Consider the following 12,996-nt stretch of genomic DNA (forward strand, 5'->3'; position numbering starts at 1 on the left):
GGCATCAGTCCTGTGGCCGGAACCAGACCGTCGCCAGCGGCGGGAGGGTCATGCGCAGGCTCGCCGGGCGGCCCTGCGCCGGCACCGGCTCAGGCCGCATCGGCTGCGCGTGGTGGATGCCGCTGCCGCCGTAGACCTCCCGGTCGGTGTTGAGCACCTCCCGCCACAGCGGCACCTCCTCGGGGACCCCGATCCGGTAGCCGTGCCGGACCACGGGCGAGAAGTTCGACACCGCCAGGAGCTGCGAGCCGTCCTGCGCGTACCGCAGGAACGCGAAGACGTTGTCCTCCGCGGCGTCCGCCTCCACCCAGGCGAAGCCCTCCGGCACGGTGTCCCGCTCCCACAGGGCGGGTGCCGCCGAGTACGTCCGGTTCAGGTCGCGCACCAGGTTCCGTACGCCCCGGTGGTCGCCGGCCGCAGCGTAGGAGTCGTCCAGCACCCACCAGTCCGGCCCGTACACCTCCGACCACTCCGACCCCTGGGCGAACTCCTGCCCCATGAAGAGCAGTTGCTTGCCCGGATGGGCCCACATGAAGCCCAAGTAGGCCCGGTGCGCGGCCCGCTGCTGCCACCAGTCGCCCCCGGGCATCTTGGACACCAGCGAACCCTTGCCGTGCACCACCTCGTCGTGCGAGATCGGCAGCACGTAGTTCTCGCTGAAGGCGTAGATCATCCCGAAGGTCATGTCGTGGTGGTGGTACTTGCGGTGCACCGACTCCTTCGACATGTAGCGCAGGGTGTCGTGCATCCACCCCATGTTCCACTTCAGGCCGAAGCCGAGCCCGCCGGAGTCCGTGGGCCGGGTCACGCCCGTCCAGGCCGTGGACTCCTCCGCGATCGTCACGACCCCCGGGCAGCGCCGGTACACCGTCGCGTTCATCTCCTGGAGGAAGCCGACCGCGTCCAGGTTCTCCCGCCCGCCGTGCTCGTTGGGCGCCCACTCGCCCTCGGCGCGCGAGTAGTCGAGGTAGAGCATCGAGGCCACCGCGTCCACGCGCAGGCCGTCCACGTGGAACTCCTCGCACCAGTACACGGCGTTGGCGACGAGGAAGTTGCGGACCTCCTTGCGCCCGTAGTCGAACTCCAGCGTCCCCCAGTCCGGGTGCGCGGCCCGGCGCGGGTCCTGGTGCTCGTACAGCGGCCGTCCGTCGAACTCCGCCAGGGCCCAGTCGTCGCGGGGGAAGTGCGCCGGCACCCAGTCGACGATCACCCCGATGCCGGCCCGGTGCAGCGCGTCCACGAGGAAGCGGAAGTCGTCCGGGGTGCCCATCCGCGAGGTCGGCGCGTAGAAGCCGGTGACCTGGTACCCCCACGAGCCGCCGAAGGGGTGCTCGGCGACCGGCATCAGCTCCACGTGCGTGAAGCCCAGTTCCTTGACGTACGCGGGGAGCTGCTCGGCGAGCTGCCGGTAGGACAGCCCCGGCCGCCAGGACGCCAGGTGCAGCTCGTACACCGAGAAGGGGGCCTGGTGCGGGGGCCGGGCGCCGCGCTCGGCCATCCACGCCGCGTCCTGCCACTCGTACCGGGACGAGGCGACCACCGAGGCGTTCGCCGGGGGGACCTCCGCCGACCGGGCCATGGGGTCGGCGCGCAAGGTGTGGCTGCCGTCCGGGCGGGTGATGTCGTACTTGTAGAGCGTTCCGGCGCCCACCCCGGGCAGGAACAGCTCCCACACCCCCGTCGAGCCCAGCGAGCGCATCGGATAGGCGACGGAGTCCCAGTACGAGAAGTCCCCGCTGACCCTGACCCCCTGGGCGTTCGGCGCCCACACCGTGAAGCGGGTCCCGGACACGCCCTGGTGCTCCATCGGCTCGGCGCCGAGCGCCTTCCACAGCTGCTCGTGGCGGCCCTCGCCGATCAGGTGCAGGTCCAGCTCGCCGAGGGCGGGCAGGAAGCGGTACGGGTCGTGCACCTCGATCTCGTCGCTGTCGTAGGCGATCAGCAGCCGGTACTCCGGCACGCCGGTCAGCGGCAGCAGCCCCGAGAACAGCCCGTCGCCCTCGTCGAAGAGCTCGGCCCGCAGCCCCTTGGCGACGACGGTGACCGCCCTGGCGTAGGGGCGCAGCACCCGGAAGGCCACCCCGCCCCGCTGGGTACGGGCCCCCAGCACCGCGTGCGGATCGTGGTGGCGGCCCTCCAGCAGTCGGGCCCGTTCGTCGGCGCCGAGTGCGGGCGCCGGCCGGACGCCGCGCGGAGGGGCGGCGCGGCGGGCCCGGGGCGTCCGGGCCTTCTTCGCCGCCGCCGGGACGGGTGTGGCTTCCTCGCGGACGGTCGGTGACGGCTGTCGTGCGGCGCTCACGCGAGCGGCCTCCTCGGGGGCTTCGGGTGGGGGTGGGGGGAGATGGAGCCGGGGGCGGACGGGGTCGGCGGCACGCGGTGGGCGGGCCGTACGGGCTCCGAGAGCCGCCGGATCGCGGCCATCGGGACGTGCAGCCAGTCGGGGCGGTGCCGGGACTCGTAGCGGGCCTCGTACACCGCCTTGTCGGTCTCGTACGCGCGCAGCAGCACGGGGTCCTCGCGGGGGTCCCGGCCGGTGGTGCGGGCGTAGCCCTCGCAGAAGGCGGCCCGGCAGTCGTCCGCCCAGGCGGGGGCGAACGGCCGGTGCGAGCGGGCGGCGTAGTCGAAGGAGCGCAGTATCCCGGCGATGTCGCGCACCGCCGGTTCGGGACGGCGCCGGTCGGCCAACGGCCGGGCCGGCTCGCCCTCGAAGTCGATCAACGACCAGCTGCCGTCGAGGGTGCGCAGGGTCTGACCCAAATGGAGGTCCCCGTGGATCCGCTGGGCGGGCACCCCCGCCCCCCGGGAGGCCGCCAGTGCGTCGAAGGCGCCCCGCAACCCCGCCTCGTAGGGCCGCAGCGCCGCCACCTCCCGGGCGGTGGCGGCCAGCCGGGCCGTCATCCCCGCGGCGAGCCGGGCGGTCTGCTCCGGGCCGAGCGCGACCGTGGGCAGCGCCGCGGCCAGCGCGCTGTGCACCTCGGCGGTGGCCCGGCCCAGCGCGTGCGCCTCGGCGGTGAAGTCGGCCCCGGAGCCGAGCCGGCGCAGCGCGAGCTGCCAACCGTCGTCGGAGCCCCGCAGGTACGGCTGGAGCACGCCCAGCGTCAGCGGTTCGCTGCCGGGCGGCTCGGCCTCGTACCAGGCGACGGGGGCCGGGACCCGGGCACAGCCGGCGGCGGCCAGCGCCCTGGGCAGCTCCAGGTCCGGGTTGACCCCGGGGCCGACCCGACGGAACACCTTCAGGATGAACGAATCTCCGTAAATGAGCGAGGAGTTGGTCTGCTCGCCGGAGAGCGGCCGGGGGGTGAGCCCCGCCGGGATCGGCGTGGCCGGGTCCCGGTCGAAGCGCAGCGGGCCGAGGGCCCCGGGGGAGCGCAGCCGTTCCAGGAGCATGGCCGCGAGCCGGGGATCGCCCAGCGCCTCGTAGACCGCCCGGCCCGCGTACGGGCCGTCCTCGGCATGGCCGATCAGGGTGGGGGCGAGGGCGGGCGGCAGGGACGGGCGGATGCCCAGCAGCAGTTGGTAGCAGTCCCCGTCGACATCGAGGAGCAGGTGCAGCAGGCCGGGGGTGGATCCCGGCGGCAGCAGTTCGGCCGCCGATACGGTCCTGAGCCTGCTGATGGTGCGGCCCTTGCCCGCGAACCAGCGCTGTGCGGGCAGCCAGGCCCTCAGCATCGGCTCCAGTGGAGCGATCCCGGCGGCCCGGTCGGCCGTCAGACGGCTCCGGGCGGATGCAGCCTCCGACATGGCGTCGCGTCCTTTCCCCGGGCGGTCACAGAATGCGCAGAGTGTCCCGGATGCGCGGCAGTTGCTTCTCCGGCATGTGCGAGTGTCGGGTCAGGATGGTCCGTACAGGGGCGGGCGATTGACCCGTTAGAGCTGCCCGCCCCCTGGTGCGAAGGCCCGGTTCGCCTCCGGAGCGCCGTGAACCTGACCTGCAGGTCGCGCTCCTTCGGCTCACTGGGCCCTGGACCGGCTCCCGGCTACGTGGCGCGCCGCTCGCCGCGCTGTTCCTTCCGCAGCCGGAACCAGTAGAAGCCGTGGCCCGCCAGGGTCAGCAGGTACGGCCACTCGCCGATCGGCGGGAAGCGCACGTCGCCCGTGAGCTCCACCGGGACGCGTCCGTTGAACGACCGCAGGTCGAGCTCGGTGGGCTGCGCGAAGCGCGAGAAGTTGTGCACGCACAGCACCAGGTCGTCCCCGTGCTCGCGCAGGAACGCGAGCACCGCCGGGTTCGACGACGGCAGTTCGGTGTACGAGCCGAGGCCGAAGGCCGGGTTCGCCTTGCGGACCTCGATCAGCCGACGGGTCCAGTGCAGCAGCGAGGAGGGCGAGGACATCGCGGCCTCGACGTTGGTGACCCGGTACCCGTAGACGGGATCCATGATGACCGGCAGGTTCAGCCTGCCCGGATCGCACGAGGAGAAACCGGCGTTGCGGTCCGGGGTCCACTGCATCGGCGTGCGGACGCCGTCGCGGTCGCCCAGCCAGATGTTGTCACCCATGCCGATCTCGTCGCCGTAGTAGAGCACCGGCGAGCCGGGCAGCGACAGCAGCAGGGCCGTGAACAGCTCCATCTGGTTGCGGTCGTTGTCCAGGAGCGGGGCGAGCCGGCGCCGGATGCCGATGTTGGCCCGCATCCGCGGGTCCTTGGCGTACTCGGCGTACATGTAGTCGCGCTCTTCGTCCGTGACCATTTCGAGGGTGAGCTCGTCGTGGTTGCGCAGGAAGATGCCCCACTGGCAGCGGTCCGGGATCGCCGGGGTCTTGGCCAGGATTTCGGAGACGGGGTAGCGGGACTCTCTTCGCACGGCCATGAAGATGCGCGGCATGACGGGGAAGTGGAAGGCCATGTGGCACTCGTCCCCGCCCTTCTCGTAGTCGCCGAAGTAGTCGACGACGTCCTCGGGCCACTGGTTGGCCTCGGCGAGCAGCACGGTGTCTGGGTAGTGCGCGTCGATCTCGGCCCGGACCCGCTTGAGGAGCTGGTGGGTGCGGGGCAGGTTCTCGCAGTTGGTGCCCTCCTCGGCGTACAGGTAGGGCACGGCGTCGAGACGGAAGCCGTCGATGCCGAGGTCGAGCCAGAAGCGCAGGGCGGAGACGATCTCCTCCACCACGGCCGGGTTCTCGTAGTTGAGGTCCGGCTGGTGGGAGAAGAATCTGTGCCAGTAGTACTGCTTGCGTACGGGGTCGTACGTCCAGTTGGAGGTCTCGGTGTCGACGAAGATGATGCGGGCGTCCTGGTACTGCTTGTCGTTGTCGGCCCACATGTAGTAGTCGCCGTACGGTCCGTCCGGGTCCTTGCGCGACTGCTGGAACCACTCGTGCTGATCGCTCGTGTGGTTCATGACGAAGTCGATGATCACCCGCATGCCGCGGGTGTGCGCGGCGTCCACGAACTCCACGAAGTCGGCGAGGTCGCCGAATTCGGGGAGCACGGAGGTGTAGTCGGCGACGTCGTAACCCCCGTCGCGCAGGGGTGAGGCGAAGAACGGCGGCAGCCAGAGGCAGTCGACACCGAGCCACTGGAGGTAGTCCAGTTTGCTGGTGAGCCCCTTGAGGTCCCCGACGCCGTCGCCGTTGCTGTCGTGGAAGGAGCGGACGAGGACCTCGTAGAACACCGCCCGCTTGAACCAGTCGGGATCGCGGTCCTTGGCGGGGGTGTCCTCGAAGGTGTCGTGGACGGGATCGTTGATCATCATGTGGTGGGTGACCCTCCGGTGGGCGGGGACGGTCGCAGAGCGGCCAGTACGTGCGCGGGCGTGCGGCCCGGCTCTAGGCGCACGTAGTTCGCCCTGCCCCAGTGATAGGTCTCGCCGGTGAGCTCGTCGCGCACCGCGAGGGACCCGTGCCAGTCGAGGCCGAGTACCGGCATGTCCAACGACACGGTCGCCTCCTGGGTGTGGTGCGGATCGAGGTTGACGACCACCAGTACGGAATTGGCTCCGGCGTGCTTCGAATAGGCGATCACCTGTTCGTTGTCGGTCGAGTGGAAGTGGATGTCGCGCAGCTGCTGGAGCGCGGGGTTGCGGCGGCGCAGCCGGTTCAGGGCGGTGATCAGCGGGGCGATGGTGGTGCCGGTGCGGTCGGCGGCCGCCCAGTCGCGCGGCCGGAACTCGTACTTCTCGGAGTTCTGGTACTCCTCGCTGCCCTCGCGCACCGGGGTGTTCTCGCAGAGCTCGTAGCCGGCGTAGACCCCCCAGGCGGGCGAGAGGGTGGCGGCCAGGACGGCCCGGACCTCGAAGGCGGGACGGCCGCCGTGCTGGAGGTACTCGTGCAGGATGTCCGGCGTGTTGACGAAGAAGTTCGGCCGCATGACCGAGGCGGAGGGGGTGTCCGCCAGCTCGGTCAGGTACTCGGTCAGCTCGGCCTTGGTGTTGCGCCAGGTGAAGTACGTGTAGGACTGCTGGAAGCCGACGGCGGCCAGCGCCCGCATCATCGCGGGCCGGGTGAAGGCCTCGGCCAGGAAGATCACGTCCGGGTCGGACTTGTTGATGTCCGCGATCACCTTCTGCCAGAAGACCACCGGCTTGGTGTGCGGATTGTCGACCCGGAAGATGCGGACGCCGTGGTCCATCCAGTGCCGCAGGATCCGGCAGGTCTCCTCCACGATGCCGGCCATGTCGGTGTCGAAGTGGATCGGATAGATGTCCTGGTACTTCTTCGGCGGGTTCTCGGCGTACGCGATCGTCCCGTCGGCCCGGTGGCGGAACCACTGCGGGTTCTTCTCCACCCACGGGTGGTCGGGGGAGCACTGCAGCGCGAAGTCCAGTGCGATCTCCATGCCCAGCTCGCGGGCGCGCCCGACGAAGGCGTCGAAGTCCTCGATGGTGCCGAGGTCCGGGTGGACCGCGTCGTGCCCGCCCTCGGTGGAGCCGATGGCCCACGGCACCCCCGGGTCCCAACTTCCAGCGGAAAGAGTGTTGTTCGGACCCTTGCGATAAGTCGACCCGATCGGGTGGATGGGCGGCAGGTAGACCACGTCGAAGCCCATCGCCGCGATCGCGGGCAGCCGTTCGGCAGCGGTCCGGAAGGTCCCGCTGACCGGGGCCTCGCCGGGCTCCAGCACCGCTCCCTCGGAGCGCGGGAACATCTCGTACCAGGAGCCGAAGAGGGCCCGCTTGCGCTCCACCAGGAGCGGCAGGGGCTTGGAGGCGGTCACCAGCTCCCGGTAGGGGCGCCTGGCGAACGCGGCGTCCACGGCCGGGTCGAGGGCGGCCTCGTAGCGCTGCGCGACCGGCAGGTCCTCGTCGCGCATGGTCACGGCGGCGGCCAGGACGGCCTCGCGCCCGTCGCGCTTGGGGATCCGGGCCCCGGCGCGCTCGTAGAGATCCGCGCCCTCCCACAGCATCAGCCCGGTGTCGATCCCGGCGGGAATCTTGATCGCGGCATGGGCCCGCCAGGTGGCCACCGGATCGCTCCACGCTTCGACGGTGTACGTCCACCTCCCCTCGACCTCGACGGAGACCTTGGCCCCCCACCGGTCGGTACCGGGGGCGAGTTCGCTCAGCGGCACGGGGACCCGCAGCCGCCCGCCCGGATCACGTAGGACGAGGTGGGCGGCGACGGCGTCGTGTCCTTCGCGGAACACGGTGGCCGAGATCTCGAAGACCTCGTCCACGACCGCCTTTGCGGGTCTGGCGCCGCAGTCGACGGCGGGGCGGACGTCCAGCACGGGAATGCGACCGATCATGATGGGATCACCTGGGGGCAGTTCGCAGGGCTCGGTGACAACAGGCCAGCCGTGAGCACGGCTGGTAGTGCACGCTCTGTTCGCTCTGTTTCTAGCCGCTCAGTGGACGGCTGGGCTGCGGGCATGGCCGCTCCTGTCCGCGTTCACTCGGGTGGCGGGGAGAGGGTTTGTGGGCGGGTGCGCCGTGCGTGTACGAACGTGTACCGGGGGAGCCCTTCCCACTCTCACCCCGCCCAATCCGCGCGCTCGGTTAACTACTCGTACGTAGTGGCACGGCCGATACCAAGACCCGGGTCGACATCCGCCGGGTCTCCGTCAAGTCGGCCGGGACTAGGTGACGTAGGGGCGGACGCGGCGCGGTGACCGGGCGCCGGCGGAGCGGAAACCACCTGTCCCACGGGCCCCGCGCGCCCCGACCGGAGAGCCGGTGAGGGCATCATCGGGAGACAATGGCCCGTCATGCCGAGAAGTGCGAGTGACCGGTGATCCGGGGGTATTGAACGATGCGGACGGCTCGGGCGGCCGCGCCGGAGACGAACCCCCGGCGGTAGTCGGGGGAGGTGCACGGCACCCGACGCCGCGGGCCTGACCGACGCCCCTTCGGCGACCGGACCAGGCTGGGCGCGGTCGCGGCGGCCGCCACGCGGCTCCGTCGGCGATCAGGGCCGGCTCGGCCCGCGACCCGGCGTCCCCGAGCACCGGCCCCTCCGGGCAGTCCCGTGCCACGTCCGACCTGTCATCCGTACGGGGGACAATGCCACATGGACTCGGAGGCACTGCACGAATCGATCGGCCCACAGCTGCGGGCGGCCGACCCCCGGCTGCGGGAGGCGGCCGCACGCCGGGTGGCGGACGTCGCCTGGGGCCCGGACCAGGAGCGGTACCTGGCCGACGCGCTCGCCGACGCCGTCGACCGCGAGACGGACCCGGCCGCCCTGGCGGCGCAGATCGACGCGCTGCCCGCCGTCGAACCGGCCCTCGGCGACGCCGCGCTGGCCCGCCTCGCCGGCCGCTGCGCCGACTCCCCGGTCCTGGCCGCGCTGCTCGTCCGCGCCTCCCGGCTGCAGGTCTCCGGGCCCGCGGAACCCATCGGCGACGCGACCAGGGTCGTCGTGCGCTGCCTGCGCGGAGCCCCGCACTCCGGGCTCGGCCTGCGCACCCCGGGCGGGACGTGGCTGGTGCTGGAGCGCATCGAGTTCTACGGCAGGGCCGTGGACCGGTTGGACCCCGGCTGCACGGCCCGGGTGTTGCTGTCCGGATCCGGTGCGCGGGGGCTGGCCGAGTGGGACCTCCTGGAGGCCGAACCCCGGGCCCGGGAGTGCGCACCGCGGCTGCGCTCGCCCGACCCCCGGACCCGGTGTTCCGCCGCCGCTGCCATCGCGGACTGGCCGAACTCCTGGGCGCCCGAGGTGGGCCGCTACCTGTGCGGCGCGCTGGCCCGGGCCGCGGTGCGGGAGCAGGACCACGACGCGCTGGAGTCCCACCTGTACGCGCTGCTCGCATTGGGTCAATTCCTGGCGGAACCGGCGTTCGCCCTGCTGCGCACGATGGACCGCACCGCCCTGCCGCAGGTGCTGCGGCCGTATCTGGACGACCTGTTGGAGGAGGACCGGGCCCGCAGCGGCCGGTGAGCCCCGCCGGAGGCGCCATGGCCGCAATGCGCGGGGGGTGACGGGTGCGGTGACGGCCGTATCGGCTGTTGGAGATTGTGGCTGCGACATGGGGACGGTCGAGTTCACTGATGGGGAGTAGCGTTCTGAGGGCCTAGGCCGGAACGGAACGGAGTCCCGTATGCCCACGCAGCACGACCCCGCACACACAACCTTCGGACAGCGCGCCCGGATCGCCAGAGAACGGGCAGGTCTCACCAGGCCCCTCGCCGCCGGTCTTGCTGGCCGCTCTCCCGACTGGGTGAAGGCGATCGAGAACGGCTCCATCGGGATGCCGCGTCTCCCCATGCTCCTGCGCCTCGCCAGCATCTACGGGTGCGACGTCACGGACCTGACCGGTGACGACCGAATCGCAGCGGCCACCTACACCAAGGCCCAGCACACGGACCTGCCCGATGTGAAGCGAGCCCTGACCACCTACCGGCTTCAGGCGGCCGAAGCCGAGCCGGAGTCCGCTCAGGTCCTCGGCGCGCGTGTGTGGCAGGCCTGGAAGCTGTGGCACGGCCGCGGCAACCATCGCGCCCGCATCGCCGCATTGCTGCCCGACCTGCTCGCAGATGCCCAGCACTCTGTACGGCTGCTGGACGGCCCAGCACGACGGCAGGCACTCGCCGCGCAGGCTCAGACCTACCACCTGGCTCAGCTCTTTCTGTCCTTCCAGCCGACGCCAGAGTTGGTCATGCTCACGGGCGACCGTGCGATGACGGCGGCGCAGGACGCCGACAGCCCGAAGGCGATCGCTGCGGCGGCCTGGTACATGAACCACATCCATCGGGACGCGAACGAGGCCGCAGAGGCCCGCGTCGACCTTGCCGAGCAGGCTGCCCAGCTGCTCCACCAGGACGACCCGGAGGATCTGGCGCGGTGGGGGCTGCTGATGCTGGCCGTGGCGCTGTCGTTCGCCAAGGTTGGCCGTTCCGGGGATGCCTGGCGGTACTGGGACCGGGCCAATGACGCTGCCGGCCGGCTCGGGGACGACTACGCGCACCCGTGGCTGATCTTCGGGCAGGGCATCGTGGACGCGTACGCATTGACCATGCACAACGACCTGATGCAACCTCGCAAGGCGCTGGAGATCGCTGCCGCGCTCGACCTGGACCGGGTGCCCTCGGCCACGCGCCGCGCCTATCACCTCATCGAGACGGCTCGCGCCCACGACCTCCAGGATGAGGGAGTGGCCGCGGTCGCCCTCTTGCAGAAGGCGCATCGAGAGTCGCCGGAGACCATCCGCTACAACATGCACACCCGCATGGTCCTGCCAGAGTTGGTGAAGGCTGGCCCGCGCATGGTCCAGGGGGATGCCCGGCAACTTGCGCAGGACATTGGCGTGCCTGTCTGAGGCGCCCTCAGAGGGAGGAACCCTCCCCCTCGGCAAGGGGGGAGGAACTCTCCCTGTCGAGCCGTCGGTCCGCACCTACCGTCGTCACACCACCCGCTGATACCGGTAGGGAGCCACCCGTGACCAGCCGCGTCATCCATAACTGCGCCCGTGGCGGGCTCAGCATCGACACCTCTGACAGCCCCAGGCCGGGGGTGGCGGCCATCCCCGAGCCCAGCCAAGAACTACTCGACCGCGCACTGGTCGGCTGGGAGCGCTTCCTCCGCACCACGGGCGAGGAGCTGTCCCATGAGTGAGTCGTACGAGTACGTGCCGCACCCGCTGCTGCGTCGCCGCGTACGCGATGTCGCGTCCGGCGGCGAGGGCGAGCTGATGGCAGTCATCAACGAGAACGTCTCGGACTCCGTCGTCTACGAGCGCTGGATGGAGCTGGCCTACATCCGGGGCGCGTCCGGCCGGGAGTGGTCGACCGCCGTAGCCAACGTTGAGTCGGCCGCCAAGTGACCGAGCGCGCTCGGCAGGCTCTGTTCGTCCTGTTCGTGCTGGGTATCCCCGTCGCCATGGTGGAGGTCCTGACCTCGTTCTGCGCATGCCGGTGCGGCCACCGCTCTGCGAAGAACCGGTCGAGGAAAGCCGTGGAAGCGGCGGCCGCCAATGACTGAGCCGAAGAAGCTGCGCACCATTTCGGACCCGTTCGTCGCGCTCGGGCCGTCCGGTGTGGCGGTACGGGACCGACTCAAGCACCTGACACCCGAGAATGAGACGGTTCTCCGGCTGGTCGGTTCGCATCAGGGAACACTCGCGTCCCGCGATCTCAAGACCCGGTGTGCGGATGGGCACGAGCACTCCACGGACAGGTGGGCGACCCGCAAGCGCGAGTTGACCAAGGAGTCGTCGTCGCGGATCGCCGGGACAATCACCAAAGCCACACACGATCAGTGGGCGCTGTCCCGTCGCTGCCAGCTCGCTCACATCCAGACTCTTGAAGCCGGTGTCCGCACGTTGACGCAGCGGCTCTCCCTGCCGATCGGCGAGAAAGGCACGAAGAGAGCTGCGGGCGGATACCGGTCCAAGAACGAGTGGTTCCAAAAGTCCCGACGACTGGCCACCCTGGAACACCGCCTGGAGCAGGCACGTACTGACCGGGAAGCAGGACGCGTGCACGTCGTTCGTGGTGGACGCCGTCTGCTCAACACCCGGCACAACCTGGAGAAAGCGCAGCTCACCGAGGCCGATTGGCGGGCACGGTGGGAGACGGAACACTGGTTCCTCGCCGGTGACGGAGAGTCGGGAAAACGGTTTGGGAATGACACGATCCGCGTCGCCCCCGATGGCGAGGTCAGCATCAGGCTGCCCGGCCCGCTCGCCCACCTCGCGCACGCCAGGCACGGCCGGTACGTTCTCGCGGCCAGGGTCGCGTTCGCGCACCGGGGGCAGGAATGGGCCGACCGGATCGAAGCGAACCGGGCAGTCGCGTATCGCATCCACCTCGACGCGCCCCGTGGGCGCTGGTACCTCACCGCGTCCTGGCAACGGCCCGTCGTGCAGACGATCCCCCTGATCACCGCACGGTCTCAGGGCATGGTCGGCGTGGACACCAATGCCGACCACTTCGCCGCGTACCGCCTCGACACCCATGGCAACCCTGTCGGCGATCCCAGGCAGTTCCACTACGACCTGACAGGCACTGCCGATCACCGCGATGCCCAGATCAGGCACGCCATCACTCGCCTGCTCCACTGGGCGAAGCGTGTCGGAGCCAGGGCCATCGGTCTGGAAGACCTGGACTTCGCCGCCGAGAAGACCCGCGAGAAGCACGGCCGCAACAAACGGTTCCGACAGCTCATCTCAGGCATGCCGACCGGCAAGCTCAAGGCCCGGCTGGTGTCAATGGCCTCCGAGAGCGGCCTGGTGATCGTCGTGGTCGATCCTGCCTACACCTCCCAGTGGGGAGGCCAGCACTGGCAGAAACCGCTGGTCACCCCACGACGCAAGATGTCCCGTCACGATGCCGCCGGCATCGCGATCGGACGACGCGCCCTCGGGCACCCGATCCGGCGACGGACGGTACCGCCCCTGCATCACCGGAGTGATGGTGCAGGGCATCGGACCGTCCAGGCCGGTCGTGATGTCCGAGGGCGTGACGGAAACCGCCCACCCGCAACGGACCACGCCCCCGGAGGCGTGTCGCCGAGCGGGAAGAGAACGCGGGGACCGAGTACGCCCAAAACCGTTCGGGGCGCGCCAGTGCAACTAATGTTCACTGATCAGGAACGGTGATGCGCGGATGCACAGCGTGG

General features: G+C 70.7%; 9 protein-coding genes. 5 read left to right on the top strand and 4 right to left on the bottom strand.

Annotation, left to right across the window (positions count from 1 at the left end; genetic code table 11):
* Positions 1-4: 4 nt before the first annotated feature.
* The 4 genes from glgB to ACIQK6_RS15985 all read right to left on the bottom strand — a co-directional run bounded on the left by glgB (position 5) and on the right by ACIQK6_RS15985 (position 7,687).
* Positions 5-2,299, bottom strand: coding sequence for a 1,4-alpha-glucan branching enzyme (glgB, locus tag ACIQK6_RS15970; protein ID WP_402694969.1), 2,295 nt, complete (start codon positions 2,297-2,299; stop codon positions 5-7).
* A complete protein-coding gene (locus ACIQK6_RS15975; RefSeq protein ID WP_329098962.1) occupies positions 2,296-3,741 on the bottom strand; it encodes a maltokinase N-terminal cap-like domain-containing protein in 1,446 nt (481 codons plus the stop codon). Before ACIQK6_RS15975 ends, glgB begins: the two co-directional genes overlap by 4 nt.
* Positions 3,742-3,977: 236 nt before the next feature.
* Positions 3,978-5,696, bottom strand: coding sequence for a maltose alpha-D-glucosyltransferase (treS, locus tag ACIQK6_RS15980; RefSeq protein WP_329098961.1), 1,719 nt, complete (start codon positions 5,694-5,696; stop codon positions 3,978-3,980).
* On the bottom strand, positions 5,693-7,687 hold the full coding sequence (locus ACIQK6_RS15985) for a maltotransferase domain-containing protein (protein ID WP_402694970.1): 1,995 nt from the start codon (positions 7,685-7,687) through the stop codon (positions 5,693-5,695). Before ACIQK6_RS15985 ends, treS begins: the two co-directional genes overlap by 4 nt.
* 761 nt (positions 7,688-8,448) lie before the next feature.
* On the opposite strand from ACIQK6_RS15985, the gene ACIQK6_RS15990 reads away from it, so the two are divergent.
* The 5 genes from ACIQK6_RS15990 to ACIQK6_RS16010 all read left to right on the top strand — a co-directional run bounded on the left by ACIQK6_RS15990 (position 8,449) and on the right by ACIQK6_RS16010 (position 12,976).
* Entirely contained in the window at positions 8,449-9,318 is an 870-nt protein-coding gene (locus tag ACIQK6_RS15990) for a hypothetical protein (protein ID WP_402694971.1), read from the top strand.
* Between the two features lie 160 nt (positions 9,319-9,478).
* On the top strand, positions 9,479-10,696 hold the full coding sequence (locus tag ACIQK6_RS15995; RefSeq protein ID WP_402694972.1) for a helix-turn-helix domain-containing protein: 1,218 nt from the start codon (positions 9,479-9,481) through the stop codon (positions 10,694-10,696).
* Positions 10,697-10,815: 119 nt separating this feature from the next.
* The gene (locus ACIQK6_RS16000; protein ID WP_329098957.1) at positions 10,816-10,992 is read left to right on the top strand and encodes a hypothetical protein; all 177 of its coding nucleotides are present in this window, start codon (positions 10,816-10,818) and stop codon (positions 10,990-10,992) included.
* A complete protein-coding gene (locus tag ACIQK6_RS16005) occupies positions 10,985-11,200 on the top strand; it encodes a hypothetical protein (protein WP_327383168.1) in 216 nt (71 codons plus the stop codon). Before ACIQK6_RS16000 ends, ACIQK6_RS16005 begins: the two co-directional genes overlap by 8 nt.
* A 150-nt stretch (positions 11,201-11,350) precedes the next feature.
* A complete protein-coding gene (locus ACIQK6_RS16010; protein WP_402694973.1) occupies positions 11,351-12,976 on the top strand; it encodes an IS200/IS605 family accessory protein TnpB-related protein in 1,626 nt (541 codons plus the stop codon).
* The last annotated feature ends 20 nt before the right edge of the window (positions 12,977-12,996 follow it).

Origin of the sequence: Streptomyces sp. NPDC091682, assembly GCF_044756625.1 — a bacterium.
Classification (GTDB): Bacteria; Actinomycetota; Actinomycetes; order Streptomycetales; family Streptomycetaceae; genus Streptomyces.